This is a genomic window from Glutamicibacter soli, assembly GCF_003309065.1.
GTDB classification, from domain to species: domain Bacteria; phylum Actinomycetota; class Actinomycetes; order Actinomycetales; family Micrococcaceae; genus Glutamicibacter; species Glutamicibacter soli.
In genome coordinates this window covers 83,204-106,573 of the sequence record NZ_POAF01000004.1, presented here as the reverse complement: position 1 = coordinate 106,573, position 23,370 = coordinate 83,204, and the positions used below count along the sequence as shown (strand labels likewise).

The 23,370-nt window shown below is 62.3% G+C and carries 17 protein-coding genes; 12 read left to right on the top strand and 5 right to left on the bottom strand.

Going from position 1 to position 23,370, the window contains the following annotated elements; translation table 11 throughout:
- Positions 1-551 precede the first annotated feature (551 nt).
- Both C1H84_RS09605 and C1H84_RS09600 read right to left on the bottom strand, forming a co-directional pair.
- Positions 552-1,979 carry a phytoene desaturase family protein gene (locus tag C1H84_RS09605; protein WP_113607284.1) on the bottom strand — a complete coding sequence of 476 codons (1,428 nt, stop codon included), beginning with the start codon at positions 1,977-1,979 and terminating at the stop codon, positions 552-554.
- Positions 1,976-3,490 (bottom strand): glycosyltransferase family 87 protein, encoded by a 1,515-nt coding sequence (locus C1H84_RS09600; RefSeq protein WP_113607283.1) that lies wholly within the window; start codon positions 3,488-3,490, stop codon positions 1,976-1,978. The genes C1H84_RS09605 and C1H84_RS09600 overlap by 4 nt, the downstream gene beginning before the upstream one ends.
- A gap of 286 nt (positions 3,491-3,776) precedes the next feature.
- Here C1H84_RS09600 and C1H84_RS09595 point away from each other — a divergent pair, with 286 nt between their 5' ends.
- From C1H84_RS09595 to C1H84_RS09565, 7 genes are all read left to right on the top strand, one after another.
- Positions 3,777-4,973 (top strand): acylneuraminate cytidylyltransferase, encoded by a 1,197-nt coding sequence (locus C1H84_RS09595; protein WP_113607282.1) that lies wholly within the window; start codon positions 3,777-3,779, stop codon positions 4,971-4,973.
- Between the two features lie 11 nt (positions 4,974-4,984).
- Positions 4,985-5,878 (top strand): N-acetylneuraminate synthase family protein, encoded by an 894-nt coding sequence (locus C1H84_RS09590; protein WP_113607281.1) that lies wholly within the window; start codon positions 4,985-4,987, stop codon positions 5,876-5,878.
- A gap of 102 nt (positions 5,879-5,980) precedes the next feature.
- Positions 5,981-6,979 (top strand): glycosyltransferase family 2 protein, encoded by a 999-nt coding sequence (locus C1H84_RS09585; RefSeq protein ID WP_113607280.1) that lies wholly within the window; start codon positions 5,981-5,983, stop codon positions 6,977-6,979.
- Positions 6,976-8,328 carry a polysialyltransferase family glycosyltransferase gene (locus C1H84_RS09580; protein ID WP_113607279.1) on the top strand — a complete coding sequence of 451 codons (1,353 nt, stop codon included), beginning with the start codon at positions 6,976-6,978 and terminating at the stop codon, positions 8,326-8,328. The genes C1H84_RS09585 and C1H84_RS09580 overlap by 4 nt, the downstream gene beginning before the upstream one ends.
- 35 nt (positions 8,329-8,363) lie before the next feature.
- Entirely contained in the window at positions 8,364-9,380 is a 1,017-nt protein-coding gene (locus tag C1H84_RS09575) for a hypothetical protein (RefSeq protein ID WP_113607396.1), read from the top strand.
- 1 nt (position 9,381) lies between these two features.
- Positions 9,382-10,620, top strand: coding sequence for a DUF6716 putative glycosyltransferase (locus tag C1H84_RS09570; RefSeq protein ID WP_113607278.1), 1,239 nt, complete (start codon positions 9,382-9,384; stop codon positions 10,618-10,620).
- Positions 10,621-10,915: 295 nt separating this feature from the next.
- Complete coding sequence (locus tag C1H84_RS09565) at positions 10,916-12,001, top strand: inositol-3-phosphate synthase (RefSeq protein WP_047120555.1); 1,086 nt, start codon at positions 10,916-10,918, stop codon at positions 11,999-12,001.
- 249 nt (positions 12,002-12,250) lie between these two features.
- On the opposite strand, the gene C1H84_RS18635 is transcribed toward C1H84_RS09565, so the two are convergent.
- Together C1H84_RS18635 and C1H84_RS09560 are read right to left on the bottom strand one after the other, a co-directional pair.
- A complete protein-coding gene (locus C1H84_RS18635; RefSeq protein WP_272926284.1) occupies positions 12,251-12,373 on the bottom strand; it encodes a hypothetical protein in 123 nt (40 codons plus the stop codon).
- 585 nt (positions 12,374-12,958) lie between these two features.
- Complete coding sequence (locus tag C1H84_RS09560) at positions 12,959-14,407, bottom strand: CCA tRNA nucleotidyltransferase (RefSeq protein WP_053799276.1); 1,449 nt, start codon at positions 14,405-14,407, stop codon at positions 12,959-12,961.
- 124 nt (positions 14,408-14,531) lie between these two features.
- Between C1H84_RS09560 and C1H84_RS09555 the strand changes: the two genes are divergently transcribed.
- From C1H84_RS09555 to trxA, 5 genes are all read left to right on the top strand, one after another.
- Positions 14,532-15,071: an NUDIX domain-containing protein gene (locus tag C1H84_RS09555; RefSeq protein ID WP_047120557.1), complete on the top strand. Its 540-nt coding sequence runs from the start codon at positions 14,532-14,534 to the stop codon at positions 15,069-15,071.
- A complete protein-coding gene (gene murJ / locus C1H84_RS09550; protein WP_244910871.1) occupies positions 15,055-16,812 on the top strand; it encodes a murein biosynthesis integral membrane protein MurJ in 1,758 nt (585 codons plus the stop codon). Before C1H84_RS09555 ends, murJ begins: the two co-directional genes overlap by 17 nt.
- 129 nt (positions 16,813-16,941) lie before the next feature.
- Entirely contained in the window at positions 16,942-18,606 is a 1,665-nt protein-coding gene (locus C1H84_RS09545) for a hypothetical protein (RefSeq protein WP_146956006.1), read from the top strand.
- Between the two features lie 100 nt (positions 18,607-18,706).
- Positions 18,707-19,675 (top strand): thioredoxin-disulfide reductase, encoded by a 969-nt coding sequence (gene trxB, locus C1H84_RS09540; protein WP_047120560.1) that lies wholly within the window; start codon positions 18,707-18,709, stop codon positions 19,673-19,675.
- Positions 19,676-19,699: 24 nt separating this feature from the next.
- Positions 19,700-20,023: a thioredoxin gene (gene trxA / locus C1H84_RS09535; protein ID WP_047120561.1), complete on the top strand. Its 324-nt coding sequence runs from the start codon at positions 19,700-19,702 to the stop codon at positions 20,021-20,023.
- A 133-nt stretch (positions 20,024-20,156) separates the two neighbouring features.
- Here trxA and C1H84_RS17990 read toward each other — a convergent pair whose 3' ends face one another.
- Entirely contained in the window at positions 20,157-20,570 is a 414-nt protein-coding gene (locus C1H84_RS17990) for a carbohydrate kinase family protein (RefSeq protein ID WP_146956004.1), read from the bottom strand.
- Positions 20,571-23,370: the final 2,800 nt, after the last annotated feature.

The following is a 23,370-nucleotide window of genomic DNA, read 5'->3' as shown; positions in this document are numbered from 1 at the left end:
TGCTGAACATCCTGCACCACGCTGAACTTTTAAGAGCCTTTAAACCCATGTCATCGAATGTTTCATATGGGATCATCTGCATGGTTGCAGGCGCGGCGTTATTGCTCACTTTGAGCATTCTCGGACAGTCTCGTTCAAGCTCCGATTCGAGTTCTAGCGAACGTGTTCGCGGAGCCGTGATGTTGCCCAGGTGGCTCGGGATTCCAGCATTATTTCTGATCGCCGCTGGCACGAGTTTCTTCACCGTGAACATGCTCAGCTAAGAGATCGCGCCAATAGGAGTGAAACATCCGCAGTAAGTATTAACGCCAGCGTGATCAACCACGCCAGGCACGTCATCAGGCAATGAAGCAGGCACAGACAGCGTCAAGCAGGGTTTGCCGGGAACCGTTTACACGAGAAGGTCACGCGCCTGCCCTCCCGAGATTGTCAGGTTGTTTGCGTAAGCCCCTAGTCACGTCCATGCTGCAGGGCTTCGTCATACTTATCGGTGGGATGCAAGGCCCAATCGAAAGCCTTCAGAACCAGCTGTTTCCTGTTGGCACCGTCTCTTACATGGAATCCTCCCAGGTGATGCCGAATTCTCGTTTCAGCATCGACTTGGCGCCGAGGAACCCTCCCATGCCGTGGACCGATGGTCCGGGCGGGACTGCCGAGGAGACCAGGTACAGCCCCTTGCTGCCCAGGTACCAGGGATCGGTTGAAATCACCGGACGTCGGATGCTGCCCAACAGGTCCATGGTGCCGCCGGACAGATCGCCGCCCACCAGCGCGGCGTTCTGCGCTTCCAGCCCCTGCGCGGTGACTACATGGGATTCGATGATCAGCTCGCTGAATCCCGGGGCGGCGGCCTCGATCATCGAGCGGATCTGTCCGCTCATGTCCGCAGGGGAGCCCAGCGGCACATGGCAGTAGGCCCAGAGAACCTGCCGGCCGTGCGGCGCGCGCGAGCCGTCGAAGACCGAAGGCTGGGAAACGATCATGAACGGCTTGCCCGGCGCGCGGTGCTTGGCTTCGCGCTCCGCGCGGCCCACCTGCGCGGCTGTCCCGCCCAGGTGTACGGTCCCGGCCTGCGCCAGCACCGGGTCTTTCCAGGGCACCGGCTCCGAGAGCACGTAATGGACCAGGCAGCTGCCCGGAGACCGACGTGTGGCCGCCAGCGCCTTGGACAGCTTGGACGGCAGCCGGTTTCCGGCGATCTGCCCGGCCATCTCCGCGGACGTGTCGAACAGGACGATGTCTTCGGGCAGCTGGCCGAGGCTGGTGACCCGCTGGCCGGTGCGCAGGCGCCCACCGCGGGCCTTGACCTGTTCGGCGAGCGCATCGGAAATCGCCTGGGATCCGCCGCGCGGAATGGGCCAGCCCTTGGCATGGGCCGCCGCCGCAAGGAACAATCCCGCACCCGCGTTGGCCGGGCCGCGCGATCCCCCGGCCACGTGGGCGGAACAACCGGCGTACAGCGCCGCGGCCCGTTCGTGCTTCGAGGAGAACAGGTCCTTCAGCCCCATGCCGCCCAGGGTGCTGGCGCCGAAGGCGGCCAGCGTCACCGGGTGCGAGGGGACCTTCAGCAGCGGGTTGAGCAGGGTGTCGCCCAGCTCGTCCATCCGCTGCACCAGCGGAGACAGTAGCCGGGAGTACAGCGCCCCGCCGGCGCCCAGATCCTGCGCGGTGCGCTCGAGGTCCCGCCAGGCGTAGGCGGTGCGGTCGTCGAGCACATGGGCGAAGGACAGCTCCGGGATGATGAAGTCCACCGCGTCCAGCACCCCCAGCTCGCGCATCGCCGGGGACTGCAGGGCCATGGGATGCACCGCGCTGCCCAAATCGAAGCGGGCCGCCGACCCGCCCAGCGGCTGGGTGCGTGCCGCCCCGCCCAGGGTGTCGTTGGCCTCGTACACGGTGACGTCCAGCCCGGCACGGGCGGCGACCGCGGCGGCGGCCAGCCCGTTCGGGCCGGAGCCGATGACCGCTACGGCGCTCATGCGGTGGGTCCCGTGGTGGTCGATGCGGGTTCGGGATGGCCTGTGGATTCCACTGGTTCCTTTTCTTTCTGCGGGTTCCGGGCCCCGCAGGCCCTCGAGCCGCGCAGGGTGAAGGCGTCGGGCATGCCGGCGAACGGGCCGGCCAGCGGGTCGTCCTGTCCCACTGCGCGGATGGGATCGCGGCGCGGATCGAGCACCGAACGCGCCACCAGGTACATCAGGTACGCCAGCATCAGCATGTGGGCGAGGACCAGGAAGATGTAGCCGTTTTCCGGGAACACCTTGTGGATGTCGTCGGCGTCCAGCGAGTCCAGGTAGAACCAGAGCCCGTAGAAGTGGGCGACTTCCACCAGCATCCAGATCGCGAATTCACGCCAGCGCGGCAGGGCCAGGGCGAACAGCGGGATCAGCCAGACGACGAACTGCGGCGAATACACCTTGTTGACCATGACGAAGGAGGCCACGATCAAAAATGCCAGCGAGCCCAGCCGCGGGGTGCGCTTGGCAAGCAGGCCGAGCACCGCGATGCCCGCGCAGCACAGGAAGAAGATGGCCAGCCCCCAGAAGGACATCTGCTCGGCGTTGACAGGCTCGAGCACCTCGGACTTGCCGGCCAGCAGGTTCCAGACGTGCCAGAAGCTGGAGAAGCCGGCGCCGCGTTCGGAGGAGAAGGCGAAGAAGTGCTTGAACGAGTCCGGGTAGGCCAGCGCATAGGGCAGGTTGACCAGGGCCCAAGTCAGCGTCGCGGTGCCGGCCGTGACCCAGAAGGGTTTGAGTTTTCCGGTGCGCACCGCGATCACCAGCACCGCGCCGAGCACGAAGAACGGGTAGATCTTCATGGCGGCGCCAAGGCCGATGAGGATGCCCGCCAGCACCGTGTGCCTGCGCGCGAAGCTGAGCATGCCCAGGGCCAGCAGGGCCACTGCCCACATGTCCCAGTTGATGCTCCCGGCCAGGATGATGCCCGGGGCGATGGCCACCATGGCGGCGTCCCACGGGCGGCGCCCTCCCATGCGCAGGGTGCAGACAACGGTGACGATCCACAGGATCGCCACGAGGACCAGGTTCATGTCGAAGTAGATCAGCGAGCGGTTGGCGGCCCCCTCGGGAACCAGCCAGGCCACCACGGAGGCGACCGCGCTCATCAGCACCGGATACTCGAACTGCGCTTGCGCCGAGAACGGCACCCACGGGTTCTCAGCGAAGCCGCGGGCCCCGAACAGCGGCACCCAGTCGCTGTAGCAGGCGTAGAGATAGGGATTGCTGCCGCCCCAGCCGTTGACGCGGCAGGGGTTCTTGGCCAGCAGCATCAGCAGCGATGCCGCGATGGTCATCAGGATCAGCACGCGTTCCACCGTGAAGAATCCGGGGTTCACCCGTCCGGGGTCGCTGTGCCTGCCCAGCGGCCCGCCGATCACGGCGGTGAACTGGCGCAGAAACCCGTCGGCCCTCGAGGGCACGGTGATCCGCAACGGGCCCCGGGTGGACTGTGGCTGCTTAGACTCGCGCATACCCTCCAGCCTAGTAGCTGGGCCTATTTGAACGGCGCCGCCAGCTCATGTTTCATCACTTGGGTTCACAAAATTACGGGCGCCGCGGTCCACGCGCCGATGCGGGGCCGCGAAATACCCCGACGGATTCCCCGGTGCGGCCAGGCCCCCGGAAGGTCCGGAGACATGGCACCGAAGAGGGGACGGCAAGGCCTCCAGCGAACCAACAGGTAATTAAACCCGCACTTCACCCTGCGTTTACCTCAGCGCACCCGGGTGGTTAACTCGGGTGTTTAACGTCGAATTCGTGAGCAACACCAATCAGCCGCAGGTCCTGGCCATCATCCCCGCACGGGGAGGATCCAAGGGCATCGAGCTTAAGAACCTCCGCCGGATCCACGGCAAGTCCCTGCTGGGACGCGCCATCGAATCCGCCCAGGCCGCAGCCTCAGTCAGCGATGTTGTGGTGAGCACCGACCATCCCGGGATCAAGGCCGAAGCCTTGGCCTACGGGGCCCGCGTGGTGGACCGCCCGGCAGAAATCGCCGGCGACACCGCCACCAGCGAATCGGTCCTGGTCCACGTGCTTGAACGCGAACCGGACCTGCCGCAGGCCACCGTCTTCATCCAATGCACCAGCCCGTTCATCGATCCGACGGATCTGGACGCGGCGGTCAACCGGGTGCTGCGCGGCGAACTGGACGTCAGCTTCGCCGCCGTCGCCGACCACGGCTTCCACTGGTCGCTGGATGCCGCTGGGCTCGCCCAAGCGGTAGGCCACGACATGTCCGTCAGGCCCCGCCGGCAGGACCGCGAACCGCGCTTCCGCGAAACCGGCGCGTTCTACGCCATGGACTCGAAAGGCTTCCTGGCCGCGAACCACCGCTTCTTCGGACGTGTAGCGGTGCATCAAGTCCCTGCCGAGCACGGGATCGACATCGACACCGAAGCGGACCTGCTGCTGGCCTCCCTGCAGGAGGAGCAGCATCTTGACCCGGTGCTGGTGGACGCGGTGGTCACCGATTTCGACGGGGTGCACACCGAAGACACCGCCTACGTCGACCAGTTCGGCACCGAAGCCGTGCGGGTATCCCGCTCGGACGGCATGGGCGTCGCCCGGCTGCGCGCCGCCGGGGTGAAGTTCCTGATCCTGTCCAAGGAAGCGAACCCCGTGGTCGCGGCCCGCGCCGCCAAGCTGAAGGTCGAGGTGGCGCACGGCATCGATAACAAGGCCGAATACCTGGCCCGCTGGCTGGCCGACGAATCCATCAACCCGGCCCGCGTGGCCTACGTCGGCAACGACGTGAACGACCTGGGCGCCATGTCCCTGGTCGGCTGGCCGGTGGCCGTGGCAGACGCCCAGCCGCAGGTGGCCCAGGCAGCCCGGCTGACCCTGGCCCGCAACGGCGGGCACGGAGCGGTGCGGGAACTGGCCGAGCTGGTGCTCGCAGCCCGCGCCGAAACCGGTGCGGCAACCCAAGAATTTACACATTTCACCCACTGAAAGGCAGTACCATGACCTCGATTACCACTGACATCAAGCCGGTAGCCATCGGCGAGAACCTGCTCGGCGCAGGACAGCAGGTCTACGTGATCGGCGAGATCGGCATCAACCACAACGGCGACTTGGAGATCGCCAAGCAGCTGATCGACATCTCCGCCGAGGCCGGCGCCAACGCGGTGAAGTTCCAGAAGCGCACCCCGGAGATCTCCACCCCGCTGGACATGCGCGACAAGATCCGCTCCACCCCGTGGGGCGAGATGACCTACCTGGACTACCGCTACCGCGTGGAGTTCGACGCCGCGCAGTACAAGGAGCTGATCTCCTACGCCGCGTCCAAGGGCCTGCACGCCTTCGCCTCCCCATGGGACGTCCCGTCCGTCGAATTCATGGAGGAGCAGGGCGCGGTGACCCACAAGGTCGCCTCCGCCTCGGTCACCGATATCGAGCTGCTCACCGCCCTGCGCGAAACCGGCAAGCCGATCATCCTGTCCACCGGCATGTCCACCATCGAGCAGATCGACAAGGCGGTGGAGACCCTGGGCACCAGCAACCTGGTGCTGATGCACGCCACCAGCACCTACCCGCTGCCTCCGGAAGAGGCCAACCTGCGCATGATCGAGACCCTGCGCGACCGCTACCAGGTGCCGGTGGGCTATTCGGGCCACGAGCGCGGCCTGCAGATCTCGCTGGCAGCCGTCGCCCTGGGCGCGGTGACCGTGGAACGCCACATCACCCTTGACCGCACCATGTGGGGCTCGGACCAGGCCTCCAGCCTCGAGCCGAAGGGCTTCGCCTCGCTGATCCGCGACATCCGCATCCTGGAAGAAGCCATGGGCGACGGCGTGAAGAAGGTCTTCCCGGGCGAGCTGGCCCCGCTGTCCCGCCTGCGCCGCGTGGACGGCTAGGCAGTTCCCGCACCGCAGTCCCCGGCGGCCGGACCATCCCGGTCCGGCCGCTTAGGTGTTATCCACCTCCACCAGCACCGAACACAAGGAAGCCGAGCAGCAATGACGAGCTTGACCCCCGGCCGCATCTCCGTGGTCATCCCGGCCTACAACCAGGAGGCGTACATCTGCGATGCGCTGGCCTCGCTGGCCCGGCAGAAGCTGGGCCGCTGGGACCTCGAGGTGCTGGTGGTGGACGATGCCTCCACCGATGCAACCGCCGCGCTGGTGGAAAGCTTCAACAACTCGCTGCCCAGATTGCGGCTGGTCCGGCTGTCGCAGAATGCAGGGGTTTCCGCGGCCCGCAACGCCGGGCTGCAGCTGGCGACCGGCGAGTATTTCACCTTCCTGGATCCCGACGACTGGTACAGCCCCGAGCACCTGGCCGTGCTGGCCGACGCGCTGACCGGGCTGCACGTGGACTTCGTGCGCAGCGACCACGTGCGCGTCACCGGCACCAACCGGGTCATCCACCGCGCCCCGCAGGCGTTGCGCGGCATGCCGCTGAATCCGGCGGACGACATCGAGCCGATCGATTCGCCCTCCATGGTCGACTACGCGTTCGTCTGGGCGGGCATGTACCGCACCGAGCTGATGCGCCAGCGCGGCCTGTTCTACTTCGACGCGGACCTGAGCAGCGCCGAGGACCGGCTGTGGCTGTGGAAGGCGCACCTGGGCACCACACGCTATGCAGTGGTCTCCTCCCCTAGCGTGTTCTACCGCCGCGGGCTGCCCGGCTCGCTGACCCAGGTATTCGACGAACGCCAGCTCGGGTTCATCCCCGCCTACGAGCGGATTCTGGCCGCCGTGCGCAGCCACCCGGACGCCGAGCGCCATCTGCCCAAGGCGCTGCGCCAGTTCTTCGCGATCGTCTGCCACCACGAGAAGCGCGCCAAGCACTACCCGCCGGCCGTGCGGCTGGCCATGAAGCAGCAGCTGCGCCAGGTCTTCACCTCGATCGACCCGCAGTCCGCCCTGCAGGTAGCGCTCGAGATGGATGTGGCCCGCCGCCGCCATATCCTCTCCTTCCTGCAGCCCGGAACGATCGGAGCCGCCAAGTGATCGCATTAGTCGAGGCCAGCAGCTATTTCCAGCTCGCTTCCCTGGCCGCCATGGCCGATGCAGGCCTGCTCCCGGCCGCTGACGAGCGCATCCTGGTGCTGGCCAACGGCTCCCAGGTGCCGGAGCTGACCACACCCTTGCAGGACTCCCCCGGCTTCGAGCAGCTCGCCGCGCGCTTCGACCGCGTGGTCGACTACGCGCAGCTGATGGCCCCGCGCCGCCCCGCGCAGTTCAACCCGCGCGAGGACGAGCTGATGGTCTTCGAGCGGCTGCTGCGCGACGCCTGGGACCTGGACGACGAGCCGTTGCTGCTGGTGCTGGAATCCATCCAGGTCAACCCGTCGCAGGCGCTGGCCAGGATCTTCTTCGACGCGGAAATCTGGGTGCACTCGGACGGGCTGATGTCCTACGGGCCCACCCGCAACCGCCTGGCCATGCCGCTGCGCCAGCGCATCACCCGCACCCTGCACGTGGACCTGGTGCCGGGGCTCGAGCCGGCGCTGCTGGCCGAGCTTAACCCGCTGCGCGAGGTGCTGCCGGCCTCCGCGCTGGCCGTCGTGTTCGAGCAGCTGGCCGCGCAGGCAAGACTCGAGCTGCCGCAGGGCGCGGCGCTGGTGCTCGGGCAGTACCTCGGCTCGCTGGGGCTGCTGGATTCCGAGGAGGAATTCGAGCTGCACCTGCAGATGCTGCGCGAGGTCGGCGCCGCGGGGCTGGACACCGTGCTGTTCAAGGCCCACCCCTCGGCCAGCCCCACTGCCGCCGTCCGGCTGGCCCAGGCCGCCGCGGACCTGGGGCTTGAATTCCGGCTGCTGCGCACCGACCACCTGGCCGAAACCGTGATCGCGCTGGCCCGGCCGCAGCTGGTGGTCTCCTGCTTCTCCACGGGCCTGGCCACCGCCCGCTACATCCTGGATACCGAGGTGCGCGCCGTGGGCACCGGCATGATGTTGCAGGCGCTGGCGCCGTACGAGAACTCGAACCGGATCCCGCTGTCGATCATCCATGCCTTGTTCGTCCAAGACCTGCCGGTCCCCCGGGACAGCGGGGACTTGGCCGGGCAGGACATGCTCTCGAGGTTGCTGGCCGCGGTTTCCTTCTGCATGCAGTCGGCCCGGGTCCCGCACCTGCGTGATCAAGCGTCGGCCTTCCTGGAAGAGCACTATGCCGAGTTCTCGGCGCATTTCAAGCGCCGCCGGATCACCAAGCTGGGGCTCCCGCCGCTCTGGGCCCATCTGCCGGCCCGCCGTAGCCTGCCCTCGAAGGTCCGCGGGGCCTCGCGCCACGTGCTGCGCCGCGGCTCCAAGGGGCTGGATTCCTTGTCCAAGTCGCTGAGCCGCCTGGCCCAATGACCGTCGCCGTCCGCAGCGAAGGATTCTCCCGTTCCATGTCCATTAATCTGTCCCGCCACGACACTTCCGAGGTGCCGCGCCCGCGCTTCGGCGCGGCCTCGGTTTGGGTGGAGTCCCCGCTGCAGCTGCTCTCCGCGGTGGAGACCCACGCGGCCGGCCTGCTGGGCCATGAGGTGCGCATCGTGCCGCGGCAGGGTATGCCGTTGGAAGCCACGACTCAGGCCCTGTTGGCCCAGGCGCCGGCCGGTGTGGAATTCGTGCAGGCTGCGCGGAAGCCGCCGGCGCCGAAGTCCTCCACCGACCGTTTCGTCGCCGGGGACGCCTACTCGGGCAAGGTCCAGCGCGCGCTGCTGGCCGGGGTGAAAGCCAAGGAAGTTGTCATCATCGACGACGGCCTGGCCACGTTGGCATTGATCAACCAGCTGGTGGCCGAGGAACCGGCCCCACTGGTCCGCGCTCGTGCCAGGAATTCCGCCGCGCGCACCGCCATGGGCCTGGCCATGTGGCACCGGCTGCGCCAGCTGGCCCGCGAGGGCCGGTTGCTGATCGTCTCCGCGCTGCTGGTCTCCCCCGACACCCAGCGCCGCATGGCCGAGCTGGGCATCAAATTTGCGCAGCATAAGTTCGAATGGCTTTCGACCCAGCCGGTGGCCGAACGCTTCACCGAGCCGACGCTGCTGATAGGCTCCGCCATGGCGGCCGACGGCCTGATCCATGAGGAGCCCTATCTCCAATGGATCAAGTCCATCGCCGCAGACGGTCCGGTCGCGTATTTTCCGCACCGCCGCGAAACCGCAGAATTCCTGGAGAAGATCAGCCAGATCAGAAACGTTGTGCCCAAGCAGCACACGGTTCCGATCGAGATGCGGTTGCGTGTGCTGCGTCCCGGCCAGGAAATCCGCGCACTGCCTTCGACAGTCATCCCGTCCCTGCGCCTGCTGCTGGGCAATGACGCGCGGCAGCTCTATCCCCAAGCAGTCCCGGAATCATGGTGGACTGAGTCAACCCCGGTGCCGCTGCGCGAACACCTTTCCAGCTCTCTGAAGGTTTGAAATGTTCGTGAATCCATCCATTCTCGCCATCGCCGATTCTGATTCCTACCTGAAGCTGGCAGTGACCTTCCTGGACCGGCTCGGCCCTGCGTGGGACCGTCGGGTTGCCCTGGTTCGCACACCGGTGATGCCTACCGAGGAACAGATTGCCGCGGCGTTCGCCGGAACTAGCTTGGACCAGCGAGACCTGCAATTCATGACGCTGCATCAGCTGAATGCGGATTCGATCCCCGAGGACATCGTGTTCGCCGCGGCCACCGGGCCGGTGGTCGCCGAAGCCTATTCGCGGATCCTGCGCTCGGAGCCGGCGCAGGCGCGCCGTACCGCCTTGGTCTCCGCGCTCCCCGGTGTCGCCTACCCGGCTACTGCGAAGGGATGGAACTACCGCCGCGCCGGGGATGCGTTCATCTGCCATTCGCACGCCGAGGCCCGGGATTTCTCGTTCATGACGGAGGAACAGCCGGGTCACCATCCGACCATCATGGTCAGCAAGCTGCCATTCCTGTATTCGGCCGGGTTCCCGCCGGTGACCCATGGCGAGATCCGGAGGGTCGTTTTCGCTCCGCAGGCAAAAGTTCCCTACACCCGAGAAGATCGCGAAAAAATCCTGCTGGCCCTCGAGCGGGCCGCACGGCTGAACCCAGGTCTCGAAGTGGTCGTCAAGTTGCGGGCCCGTGCAGGAGAACCGCAGACGCATCTTGAAGCATTCCCCTATGATCAGCTCTGCGACGAGCTTCAGGCCGCCGGCAGGCTGGGGCCTCATTCCCACCTGAGATTCGAAACCGGCACAATGTCCAACGCGCTGACGCCCGGCAGCGCGCTAGTGACAGTATCGTCGACTGCCGCGCTCGAGTCATTGGATCGAGGACTGCCAACAATGATCCTTTCGGATTTCGGTGTGAACGAACAGATGATCAATGAGGTTTTCCGCGGATCGAACATTCTCGGCACCATGGATGAGCTCGAAGCTCTCAATTTCCCGGTTCCCGCCAAGGCCTGGTTAAGGGAGAATTATTTCCACCGGATGGACGGCAGTGTTCACGAGTCGATGTCGATCTTGGCTTATCAGGCCCGTCAAGGCCGGCTGGTGACCGACGCTGAAATTCTTGCGTTGGTCAGGAACCAGCCGATGCGTCAGCGGCTGCGCACAGCGCTTCCCACGCCCGTAGTGCGCATACTGCAGAAAATTAGAAGATTCCTGAACAACGATGGCCGGCAAGACCTCAAATCTTCGTCATGAGCAAAATTCGTTTTGATACTGACAGTTATTTATCGCTAACAAAATGGTCACTGTCATCAGTTAACAGCCTTACACACCTGTACAAAATGCCAGTTATTTAACGTCATGGGCAATCATTGCATTGCTCGAATCACGCCCGTATTCGGACATTCGAGCGCCAACTACTGCATTTACCGGCAATTCCGGGAATGTTTCCGGGTCCTGAGGACTTAAGATCAGTAGGGGCATATCTCTGTGCCGCGTCTTCTGCGCGCCCAGTTGCCCGGAGGTTTATACATTTCAATAAGGAGTTCATGTGTCGGCGAACCCGATTCGCGTTGCCATCGTTGGCGTAGGTAACTGCGCCACTTCACTCATCCAAGGTGTCGAGTACTACCGGAATGCCGATGCAGATTCCACCGTTCCCGGTTTGATGCATGTGCAGTTCGGCCAATACCACGTCGGCGACGTGCAATTCGTCAGCGCCTTTGATGTCGACGCCAAGAAGGTCGGCCTCGATCTGTCCGAGGCAATTCTCGCCAGCGAGAACAACACCATCAAGATTGCCGATGTCCCCACCACTGGCGTGACCGTCAAGCGCGGCCACACCCTGGACGGCCTGGGCAAGTACTACCGCCAGACCATCGAAGAATCGGCATCCGAGCCGGTCGATGTTGTCCAGACCCTGAAGGACGACAAGGTCGACGTACTGGTCTGCTACCTGCCGGTTGGATCCGAGCAGGCCGCGAAGTTCTACGCACAGTGCGCCATTGACGCTGGCGTTGCCTTCGTCAACGCCCTGCCGGTGTTCATCGCAGGTACCCCGGAGTGGGCCCAGAAGTTCACTGATGCAGGCGTTCCGATCGTGGGCGACGACATCAAGTCCCAGATCGGCGCCACCATCACGCACCGTGTGATGGCCAAGCTGTTCGAAGACCGCGGCGTGGTGCTCGACCGCACCTACCAGCTCAACGTCGGCGGCAACATGGACTTCAAGAACATGCTCGAGCGCGATCGCCTGGAATCCAAGAAGATCTCCAAGACCCAGGCCGTCACCTCCAACACCTCGGCCGAACTGGGCGAGGACGACGTGCACATCGGCCCGTCGGACTATGTTGCTTGGCTTGACGACCGCAAGTGGGCATTCGTGCGCCTCGAGGGCCGCAACTTCGGCGATGCCCCGGTCAATCTCGAATACAAGCTGGAGGTCTGGGATTCCCCGAACTCCGCTGGTGTCATCATCGACGCCGTGCGCGCCGCCAAGATCGCGCTGGACCGCGGTATCGGCGGACCGATCCTGTCGGCATCCAGCTACTTCATGAAGTCGCCACCAGAGCAGTACGACGACGAGAGCGCCCGCCAGAAGGTCGAAGCCTTCATCCGCGGAGACGTCGAGCGCTAAGCTTCGCCAATTCAACAGCCGGTGCTGAAATCCTTGATTTCAGCACCGGCTGTTGTTGTTGCCGCAGTATTTGATTCAAATCCGAGATGGGGCCTTGTTCGTTCCGATTCCGACGGCCATCCGCATCTATCCATTAATGCGGGAAGCCCGCCGGCTTGCAGGCCGGCGGGCCTCTGAGAATTGATCGGCGAGTTCATAACGTACTCCTTGGTTCGATGGTGCTGATAACGGTAATGGCGTTATCAGTACTTATCGAATGCGGAAGTACATTTCTGGCGGCACGTGGTTCTTCAACTCACGCTGGCGCATGTTACGGCTGAATTCGGCGCTATCAAGGTATTTGTTCTTTCGCTTGTCCTGGCGTCTTGTCATTTGCTTTCCCTCCTTTCGCGCATGGTCAGAGGTGAAGGAAGATCTTGACGGGTTGTAGAGATTGCACGAGCCTTCAGGCTTTCCGGTCCAGCGAAGATTAGTTCCGAGGTCCGAACTGCGCGTTGGGCTGCCGTGGCGAAAAGTGGAGCAGACATGAAAAAAGTTCCTAAGGTGCGAGTCGATTACTGACTTTCAACCTCAGGAACTATGTCGTGATGCCTAGATGATTTTAGGAATCCGCTGTTCCGGAGGTTGGGGAGACGAAGCGATGGCCATTGGGCGCAGAAATGCCATTGCCGGATCGCACCGGGCGATCGGTCATAAAGGTCTGATTCATATTCATCGTGTCCCACCTCCTGAAATCTGCTCTGAGTCAATCGCGTTCAACGCGAGACTGTATTTGGATAACTTTTCGATTCGGAATTCTCATTGAGACTTCCCAATCACAGTATTCAGCATACATGGGCAAATGCACCTACGCCAGCTATTTCAATATTTTATTTAAGCAAATTTCAGCTGGGAACACGGAGAGCCTGATTTCCCGCAGGGAATCAGGCTCTCCGTTATCAAACTAGTCAGACGCTACTATTCAGTAACGCTCGGTTGGGACTCCGGCTGCTGCGCCCACCATTGGCGCAGTCGCTCGCTGGCGATTTCCTCACCCAGCACGCCTTCGTCAAGACGCAGGTTCAGCATGAACTTGTAGGCTCGGCCTACTACCGGGCCCGGGCGAATTCCGAGGATAGCCATGATCTGCTCGCCGCCCAAGTCCGGGCGGATCGAATCAAGCTCTTCCTGCTCGGCAATGGCAGCGATACGCGCCTCGAGGTCGTCGTAGGCGAAGGCGAGCCGTTCTGCCTTCCTCCGGTTGCGCGTCGTGACGTCCGAGCGGGTCAGCCGGTGTAGCCGCTCCAGCAGACTGCCGGCATCCGTCACGTAGCGGCGCACCGCCGAGTCGGTCCATCCGGCGTCTCCGTAGCCGTAGAATCGCATGTGCAGCTCGACCAGGCGAGCCACCGCCTTGGTGGTGTCCTTGTCGAAACGCAGGGCGCGCATGCGCGCCTTGACCAGCTTGGAGCCAACCATGTCGTGATGGCGGAAAGATACTGCGCCGCTAGGCTCGAACTTCCGGGTCGCCGGCTTTCCCACGTCGTGCATGAGCGCGGCGAAGCGCAGAATGAAGTCCGGACCGGGCACAGCGCCTTCCGCATCCGTTTCAAGTTCCACGGCCTGCTCGAGCACCGTCAGCGAATGCTGGTACACATCCTTGTGGCGGTGGTGTTCGTCGATTTCCAGACGCAGGGCAGAGACCTCGGGCAGAACACGATCGGCAAGGCCGGTATCCACCAGCAGATCGATGCCCGCGCGGGGATCCGCTCCGTTGATCAGCTTGACCAGCTCATCGCGCACGCGCTCGGCGGAGATGATCTCGATGCGATCGGTCATTTCGCTCATGGCCTGACGTACTTCCGAGCTCACTTCGATCTTCAGCTGCGAGGCGAAACGTGCCGCGCGCATCATGCGCAGCGGATCGTCAGAGAAGGAGATGTCCGGCGAACCGGGAGTGCGGATCTGCTGGTCGGTCAGCGACGAGACGCCGTCAAATGGGTCAACCAGCTCCAGCTCCGGCAGGCGCAGCGCCATGGCATTCATGGTGAAGTCGCGGCGGAAAAGGTCATCATGCAGGTTGTCGCCAAAGGCCACCACCGGCTTGCGGGAATCCTTGTCATAGGCATCAGCTCGGTAGGTCGTGACCTCAAGGGTGTGCTCGCCCTTCTTGAAGGCGATGGTGCCGAACTCCCGACCCACATCCCAGGTATTGTCCGCCCAGCCGGAAACAATCTTCAAGGTTTCCTCGGGCCGTGCGCTGGTGGTGAAGTCGAGATCGGGCGAAACCCTGCCAAGGTACAGGTCGCGGACCGGACCGCCCACCAGGGATAGCTCATGACCTGCCCGGACGAATCGGTCGGCGAGCTCAAAAATGACCGAAGGCAGGATTTGACGCAGCGCGTCATGAGTGGGGAGTGCATGCATAGTTCCTTAAGCGTGCCAGAAATCCCGCGAGTTTGCTTCAAAAATCAGTGACATTGCCAGCGAGATCACTTACTTGCCCACGTCGATAAGGCGAAGGAGGGCACTTTCTAGATAGAGTGGATTCATGAACCGACCGATCCCGTCTGCCCCAAAGCGCACGCCGTTGACTGCGTCAATGGCCCGCGCGCAGGCAACTGGCGGTCACACGAGTCTGCCAACCGTCGAGGAAGTCTCCTCCGGAGGCATCGTCATCGACTTCGAGAAACCGGATTTTCCGGTGGCGATCATCGCGCGCTACAACCGTGGCGGACGCCTTGAATGGTGCCTGCCCAAGGGCCACCCGGAAGGCGAAGAAACCAACGAGGAAGCGGCCATCCGCGAAATCGAGGAGGAAACCGGCATCGCCGGGCAGATCCTCGCACCCCTAGGTTCGGTTGACTACTGGTTCACCGTGACGAATTATCGGGTGCACAAGACCGTGCACCATTTCCTACTGGAAGCCACCGGCGGGCATCTGACCATCGAGAACGATCCCGATCACGAAGCCGTGGATGTTGCCTGGGTGCCGCTCGATGCCCTGGGCAAACGCCTGTCCTTCCCCAATGAGCGCCGGATTGCAGAACTGGCACGCGAGGTTCTAACGAAGTATGTCTCAGGTTCCTAATTCCTTTCAGGGCTCCGACCACCCGGTAACCGGAGCTTTGGAAATGGTTCCCGAACCGGCAGCCAAGACCCCGGCCGCCTCCGGCGGTTCCAGGTCGAAGGTCTATGCCCTGATGGCCTCGGGCACCCTGGTGTCCCGAATCCTGGGCTTCGTGCGCACGGCGCTGCTGGCCATGGCCATTGGCTCGGTGACCTCGGTGGCGGACATCTTCGAGAAGGCGAACGTCATCCCGACGATCATCTTCATGCTGCTGGCCGGCGGCATCTTCAACGTGGTGCTGATCCCACAGCTGATCAAGGCCTCCAAGGCCGCGGACCGGGGCGCCGCCTACACCTCCAAGCTCATCACCCTCACGATGGTTGTCATGGGCGCGATGGCCGTGATCCTCACGCTGTGCGCCAGGCCCCTGATCGTGGCATTGACCCACAACTGGACCGAGCCGATGATCGTGCTGGGCACGGCCTTCGCCTACTGGTCGCTGCCGCAGGTCTTCTTCTACGGCCTGTACGCGGTGCTCGGTCAGGTGCTCAACGCCCACGGCAGGTTCGCGGCGTTCATGTGGGCCCCTGCGGTCAACAACATCATCCAGCTGCTGGTCATCGGCGCATTCATCATCACCTTCGGTGCCTACTCCTCCGGCGACCCGATGGATACCTGGACCACCGGCAAAACCATCTGGCTGGCCGGCGGAGCGACGTTGGGCATCGTGATGCAGTCGGTTGTGCTGCTGTGGCCCCTGAAGAAGACCGGGCTGAAGCTCAAGCTCGATTTCTCTTGGCGCGGCATGGGACTGCGACACGTGGGCAAGCTGGCCATCTGGACCTTGGCCGCCATGGTCATCGGCAACGTCTCCTCGCTGCTGTACTCAAAGATCGTCTCCGCCGCGACCGCGGCGCGTACCGAGCTGCCTCCCGAACAGGCTGCCTCCGTGGCCGGCGAGTACGCGCTGAACACCTCGCAGCTGATCACCGTGCTGCCGCACTCGCTGTTCGCGCTGACCGTCGCCACCGTGCTGTTCAATGACTTCACCCGCGCCTTCCATGAGAACCGCCGCAAGGACGTCGGCGGCCTGCTCAGCCAGGGCATGCGTTCGACCGCGATTCCCATCGTCTTCTGCACGCTGGTCTTCATCGTGCTCGCCGGCCCGCTGGGACGCCTGTTCGCCGGCAACTCCGAGTACGCCGCGCAGGCCGCCGGTGCGCTGGGCCAGCTGCTGGTGCTGACCGCGCTGGGCCTGCCGTTCAAGTCCCTGCAGTTCTTCATGCTGCGCGTGTTCTTCGCCGACGAGGACACCCGCACCCCGATGCTGATCCAGACGGCCACCGCCGCCCTGGGCCTGGTGCTCGCGTTCACCGCGGCCGCCGTGGTCGACCCGCTGCACATCGCCTCCGCCATCGCGTTCATCTACGGCCTGACCAACGTGCTCGGCGCGATCGGCACGCACTACCTGGTCAAATGCCGGTACGGCGACTACGGCATCACCGGGGTCATCGACACCTACGTGCGCATCGGCTGGATGGCCACCGTTTCAGCCCTGGTGGGCTGTCTGGTGCTGTGGCTCATGGGCGGTTTCAACTTCGGATTCGCCTACGACTCGCTGATCACCGCCATCATCACGGTGGTCGTCGTGGGCGGCGTCATGGCCGTGGTCTTCATCGGTTTGCTCTACAAGACCAAGGTTCCTGAACTGGACGGGTTCCTGGGCCCCCTGCTGCGCCGAATCCCGGGACTCAAGCGGTAGCGCAGACACCGCGAAGAACCACGGTGATTCTGCCCGAATAGGCACCAATCCACGGACCTCGGCAGGTAACATGGCAGATGGCGGTGCCTCACTGCCATCGAACCGCAAACCAACCCCTTGGAGATGCACGTGTCGCAGCCAATCGATGTCGGCTCCGTTCTCAGCGGCCGTTACCAGGTCACCGAGACCGTCTTGTCGTCCGCAGAAGGCGATCTGGTCCTGAGCGGCATCGATCAGGTGCTCAACCGCGCGGTGAGCATCATGGTGGCATCGGTTCACAATTCCTCCCAGCTGGCCACCAGCGCCCGTGAAATCGCCATGGGCGAACGTACGGCCAACGTCCAGGTCCTGGATTTGGGCATCACCGATTCGAATCAGACCTATCTGGTCGCCAACGTGGCCCGCTCCTCGGACATGCTGGACCTGGTGCTGGAAACGGACGACGCCCCGTACGTGGAACCGTTCTTCACCGACACCTTGGGTACCGAGATCTTCGGCGAATCACGCCAATCCGTCCCCCAGACTTACGAAGACGACGCCGAGTACTACGAGAACCTGCGCTACGAGGACGCTCCCGAGCAGCAGGGCAAGGTCGGCACCGCGCTGTCCAACGGTTTCGCCGGTTTCAAGAACCGCTTCGGCAAGAAGAACCAGCAGCCTGCCGAGGACGTCTACGACGACTCGGACTACCAGCAGGACGACTACCAGCAGGCTGAGGCGCCGGCAGAAGCCGACGACCAGACCGCTCCCAACGCCCAGGTGCCTCCGACTGCCGCCACTCCGATGGCTCCGGCGCAGCCCGGGGCTTCCAAGCCGAAGGTGACCCGGCTGGATGACAAGGACGAGCCCAACGTCACCGCGACAGCTGCCTTGGCCGCCGCGGCACAGTCCAAGGGCCAGGCTTCCAAGACCAAACCTGAAGAATCCAGGCCCCAGCAGCAGAAGCAGCAGCCTAAGGCCCAGCAGCCCAAGCCTGCCGCCGCCTCGAACGACGCCAAGAAGAAGGCCGCAGCGGCGGCTGCCGGCGTCGCAGCCGGTGCTGCTGCATCCAAGGCCTCAACCTTCCCGGCAGCGGCCAAGAACGCCCCGGTGCAGAATCAGGACGTCGAGCAGGTGGACGACGAGGAGAGCACCTCACGCGGCACCCGCCTGCTGGTCGGCGCCGTACTGGTGATCGTCCTGGTCATCGGTGTGGTCTTCGCCTTCAACTTCCTGGGTGGCGACAAGGACAACGTGGCCGAAAACAACGGCGCCACGACCACCAGCGAAGCTCCAACCACCCCGGGTGAGTCCAAGACCCCTGAGGAATCCGAGGCTCCATCGCTGCCGGCACCGGCCATCGCCGACGTCTCACGACTGGTTCCGGGCAACCAGGAATTGAACTCGGCAACCGACGATACCTTGTCGAAGATGACTGACGGCAACGCCTCGAGCAGCTACAAGTCCTTCTCGTACACCACAGGAAACTTCGGCGGATTCGCCTCGAACATGGTTTTCATCCTCGAACTTGAAGAGAAGTCGGCTGTTTCCGAGATCTCGCTGGACGGCCTGAACGCCACCGGTGGCGCCTACGAAATTCTCGTGGGCAGCTCGGATGATCTGGGCAGCGCCACGTCCGTGGCCAAGGGTTCCTTCTCCGGGCCGTCGGTCACGGTACCGGTCAAGGATGGGGACAAGGACTTCATGGAAGGCCAGTACATCTTCCTGAATGTCACCGATCTGCCTCGGCGGGCCTCGGGAGCCAATCCTGATCGTCCGTACGGCCTGCAGATCGGCGAGTTCTCCGCCAAGTAACACGCGCGGAATTTTTTACCAAAGCAATGCGTTGAGGTGGATAGTGAGGTAAGCCCTCGCTATCCACCTCGCATTATAAGAATGAAAGGGTTCTACCCCCGTGACTTCAGTACAGAACGATGAAATCCGCGACGTAATCATCGTGGGTTCCGGCCCTGCCGGTTACACCGCTGCGATCTACACCGCGCGAGCAAACCTGAATCCCCTGGTGATTGCAGGTTCCGTAACCGCCGGTGGCGAGCTGATGAACACCACGGACGTGGAGAACTTCCCGGGCTTCCCGCAGGGCATCATGGGCCCGGACCTGATGGACAACATGCAGCAGCAGGCTGAGCGCTTCGGCGCCGAGATCCTCTTCGACGATGTGACCGAGATGAATCTCGAGGGCGAGATCAAGACCCTCTCGCTGGCCGACGGCACTGTGTACCGTGCCCGTGCCATCATCGTTTCCACCGGATCCGCTTACCGCGAGCTGGGACTGGCGGACGAGAAGCGCCTGTCCGGACACGGCGTTTCCTGGTGCGCTACCTGCGATGGCTTCTTCTTCCGCGAACAGACCATCGCCGTGATCGGCGGTGGCGACTCAGCCATGGAAGAGGCGCTGTTCCTGACCAAGTTCGCTTCCAAGGTCATCGTCGTGCACCGCCGCAGCGAACTGCGCGCTTCCAAGATCATGGCTGACCGTGCCCTGGCGCACGAGAAGATCGAGTTCGTCTGGGACTCTGAGGTTGTCGGCATCAACGGCGAGGACAAGGTCAACGGGCTGGTTGTCAAGAACCGTAACACCGGAGAAGAGTCCACCTTGGACGTCACCGGCGTCTTCGTAGCCATCGGTAACGACCCCCGCGTGGATCTGGTCAAGAACCAGCTTGAGCTAACTGCAGAGGGCACCATCGCCGTCGACGGACGCAGCTCCAAGACTTCGCTGCCAGGCGTGTTCGCCGCAGGCGACGTCATCGACTCCACCTACCGTCAGGCCATCACTGCTGCCGGCTCCGGCTGCGCAGCAGCGCAGGATGTCGAGCACTTCCTGGCCAACGTCAAGACCCCGGCAGAAGCCGCAAACTAATTCCTCAGAAAGGGGTTGCATCTCATGAGCAACGCTAAAGCAGTTACCGAAGCAACGTTCCAGGCAGAGGTTCTGGAATCCGACAAGCCGGTCATCGTGGACTTCTGGGCAGAATGGTGCGGTCCATGCCGCCAGCTCGGCCCGATCCTGGACCAGATCGCTGAAGAGCACGCTGAAAAGGTCACCGTCGTTAAGCTGAACATCGACGAGAACCAGGCACTTTCCGCCAAGTACGGGATTACCTCCATTCCGGCCATGTTCGTGTTCCAGAACGGCGAGCACGTAGCGTCCTCCTTGGGTGCCAAGCCTAAGGCTGTCATCGAGAAGGAATTTGCAGCCTACCTGTAGCCAGTACTCGGCATCTTGAGTGGTGCGGCGGGATTTGTTCCCGCCGCACCACTTTTTTGTTCAAAGGGTTCGCAACTGCCCCTACCTCTTGTTAGAGTCGGCATGGTGTTCGATCCTGGACGCGTTCTGCGCATCATTCCAGATAAACATATTCATGCGATTGTTTTTGATTCAGCGACACCAAAATGTTCGTGGAGCTCGCGTTGGTGTCCTGCCAACTGTTCATAACCGTAAGCGGTTGGGGCAGGCTTTCACCAAAGGCGGCCAGAACTTCATCCGCCAGTTGCGCAGGACGTTCTGGTCGTCGGCTGCGATACTCAGGTAACCGAATCCACGAGAATCGCAATGTTCTGGTCGCGAACCGGCAGGATGCCGATTGCGCTGGATCGGATACTACTGGAGGCCGCGAGCTATCAATTCCCATCACGTTGAGACGATGCCCCGTCCAGCGACGTGAACGATCCGTATCAATGCCTTCCTGCCGCCATTCCCGGCGGCAATGATCCGAGGCTCCAAGTCCGGCCCGTAAACCAGCTAACGACTTCATCCAACCACACTAAGCCGTTGCGCCGGCCTCGACAGCCAACCTGCACCACCCCATATCGCTGGAACACAATTGAAAGAAAGCGGGAACTCTTCAGGCGGCAAGACGAAATCGTTCTGGACCCGGAACTTGTTAACTTTGAGCATGCGCTACCGAAGCTTAGTCATTCATGGCGCGCCCAAGCCTGGAATCCTCAGCGTAATTGCGTCGGTACCTGATGACTCAACGCCGAGTTCACATACTTGGCACCCCGCAGCTCGTCGGACCGAAGATTGCCCGATGCGCCCGTCGAGCGGTGGCAAAGATTTGTTCTGGCCCGGCGACGCGTGCAGAATGCAGGCTTCATCAGCACACAGCATTTTTGGTAAAGACAATTGCCGCCCAAGAGTTCACGGTCGCCCCGAAGTGAAAACTTGCTAGTCCTTCGCTGTTCTCCTCAATAAACGCGAACGCACTTGCATCCCTGGCCAGCGCCCCATGGGGGTTCCGGCACCTGTCGCCAACACCGTTGCAATTCCAGGCTCAACGGCACCCGCATAGCCACCTTGCCGGCACCTTTCATCAATCAATCTATTCAACCGGACGCAAGTTCCTACCTGCTGCTCGAACATAGTCGTCACTGCGAAATATCGAAATCGTCGTTGAGTTCCTCTTCAGCACGCTGGCATACTCGCAGCGACAGTGGTGCAGTTGGAGTAGGTGGATTCGTTCGCTGTACTAATTCACGGCTCACTGCTGAAAGGCGTTTCTAGCCATTGGCATGGCATTCATGCTCGCGAATACCACCCATTCCTCTCTGCAGCCCAGGCGTGTGGCTTTACGCCGCCAGGAGGTAGTTCAAGGTTGTCCTGCGTTCTGCGACTCGTAGACTGGGCTGCAGATACGCGTTTCTTCGGATACTGCCCACTCCCCTGATTGACGCTCGCACTTCGCATCATTCACATATTTCAAGTGTTCGCAGGAGCGGGTCGAATGCATCTGTGCGTGTTGACCGGACCCCTTTTCGTTCCCACCGACAGGCCATTCCCCATGTACTGTTTCACGTGAAACATGATCGCGCACGATACCCTATTGGTGCATGAGGCCTACACTCGACGAAGCTGCTTCCGTGGATCTGTTTCACGTGAAACATGAGTCGAAACAGACCGGTGCTACAGCACTGGTGATGTTCCACGTGAAACTTCGCGCCGAGGGCTAGCCTGCACTGGCACTTCGCCGCGTTGTTTCACGTGAAACATGCTCTGCTCCCAACAACGACAGAGAGCCTGCGTTCGGAACAGTGGCCAGTGCCGAGCAGCGCGAGTGAATGCCACGGGGATTAGGAGTGGCCCGGCGAAGGTCAATCGCTCCCCCGATCCCTTAAAGAAGGGTGTCGAGACGGACTGCATGTGCAAACCGCGCCGGGGACGTCCCACAAGCTTCACGTACTGCGCAGGCAAAATCACGAGCCCCAACTCCGTCCCGCTACCGACATTCAAAGACATCGTTTCAGGGGCAGTCCATCGGCCCCTGAAGGCTACGCAGCCGCCGGCAAGCTGCTGGGTCCCTCCTCACGCGTTGCCGTCGGGTGCAGTCGCCAATACCACCGCAGCTGCGAAGACGTCGCGGAGCCAGCCGCATGGTGGCTTGCAGATCCCTTGCATAGCAGAGGGCAACCAGCTTACAGTCATTGGTGGCCGCTCGGAAAGATCCAATCTTATGACCTCCGGTGAGCAAGACCGTTCAGTGTGGAAGCATTCGTCCCACGGACTTGACCTACCGTACACAGCCGAAGCCAGCCGCATGGACCATAGGTACCGTCTACTCCTTGAAGCAGAATTCCCCTATCTTTGACCGAACCAAAAAATGATGCCGAATCGAATGGAATCCGGAAATTACCCGCAGGAATAACAACGGAGAGCTCCACGTAGGTCGACTTCCGCAGCAGCTTCCTCAGCTTGCCTGTGTGCCTTTCTGCCGGCATTTCAGACTCCATTGCCAGTGGAACAGCTGCTGAAGCACTCAGGCGTCGCAGATCGCTCTTCACGAGCCTGTGCGTGCGACAAGGAACATTGAGGGCAAAACTATTGAGCACGAACGGGATACGTTGGGGTTCAAATATGCATGGCAAGTAGATCCGATCTAGACCGTTCTGGCTTCGTTCCTTCTGTTCATAGTCCATCTCAAATCAGCACCCGCCTGGCCACCGAAGCTCATATCTAAAGTCGTTCCCCGACCCAACATCAAGATTCGGTGGCATCACTTTCGTATTAGAAACTGCCAAACTCAAGAACGAACCCGTACAAGCAATGCGATCGGCACCACGTTGCAGTCTTCATGGCCTTTTCCTCGAAGAAGCATGGGCACGATAATTATCGAGTCGGGCGAATTCAGCAGGCGATGCCCGCTCGACGATCCGGGCAATTGATAGGTCTCCACCCGGAATCACTTTAGCGGCAATCATGCACTGCACATTCTGGTTTTAGGTTGGGCAGCAGTACGTAAAGCAAACCTCGAGTGGCCGATAGTAGAACTCGCTCTGACCGATTCAGAGGCAGGATTAAACCAAGGCGCCAGTTCTTCCCCCGCGATTCAGTTGGCTGAATGCGGTCGGAAACTTCGTGGCCAGAACTTGGTAGAGTTCGTACCTCCAGATGCCTGGACATTCGCGGACACGTTGAATGACAGCCCGAAGAAGATCGGCCATCTCATTTCCAGGATTCTCGTCGTTTCCCTTCAGCAACTGAAGAATCAATTTCCTTCGGTGGGGCATCATTCATCGGGTGGCAACCAATATGCGTTCATGCTTCCGGCTCAATGGAAG

Excerpts from the sequence above, each read along its gene's own strand:
- C1H84_RS09605 (WP_113607284.1), bottom strand. The coding sequence starts at position 1,979 with ATGAGCGCCGTAGCGGTCATCGGCTCCGGCCCGAACGGGCTGGCCGCC.
- C1H84_RS09600 (WP_113607283.1), bottom strand. The coding sequence starts at position 3,490 with ATGCGCGAGTCTAAGCAGCCACAGTCCACCCGGGGCCCGTTGCGGATC.
- C1H84_RS09590 (WP_113607281.1), top strand. The coding sequence starts at position 4,985 with ATGACCTCGATTACCACTGACATCAAGCCGGTAGCCATCGGCGAGAAC.
- C1H84_RS09585 (WP_113607280.1), top strand. The coding sequence starts at position 5,981 with ATGACGAGCTTGACCCCCGGCCGCATCTCCGTGGTCATCCCGGCCTAC.
- C1H84_RS09575 (WP_113607396.1), top strand. The coding sequence starts at position 8,364 with ATGTCCATTAATCTGTCCCGCCACGACACTTCCGAGGTGCCGCGCCCG.
- C1H84_RS09570 (WP_113607278.1), top strand. The coding sequence starts at position 9,382 with ATGTTCGTGAATCCATCCATTCTCGCCATCGCCGATTCTGATTCCTAC.
- C1H84_RS18635 (WP_272926284.1), bottom strand. The coding sequence starts at position 12,373 with ATGACAAGACGCCAGGACAAGCGAAAGAACAAATACCTTGATAGCGCC.
- C1H84_RS09560 (WP_053799276.1), bottom strand. The coding sequence starts at position 14,407 with ATGCATGCACTCCCCACTCATGACGCGCTGCGTCAAATCCTGCCTTCG.
- C1H84_RS09555 (WP_047120557.1), top strand. The coding sequence starts at position 14,532 with ATGAACCGACCGATCCCGTCTGCCCCAAAGCGCACGCCGTTGACTGCG.
- murJ (WP_244910871.1), top strand. The coding sequence starts at position 15,055 with ATGTCTCAGGTTCCTAATTCCTTTCAGGGCTCCGACCACCCGGTAACC.
- trxA (WP_047120561.1), top strand. The coding sequence starts at position 19,700 with ATGAGCAACGCTAAAGCAGTTACCGAAGCAACGTTCCAGGCAGAGGTT.
- C1H84_RS17990 (WP_146956004.1), bottom strand. The coding sequence starts at position 20,570 with ATGAAGTCGTTAGCTGGTTTACGGGCCGGACTTGGAGCCTCGGATCAT.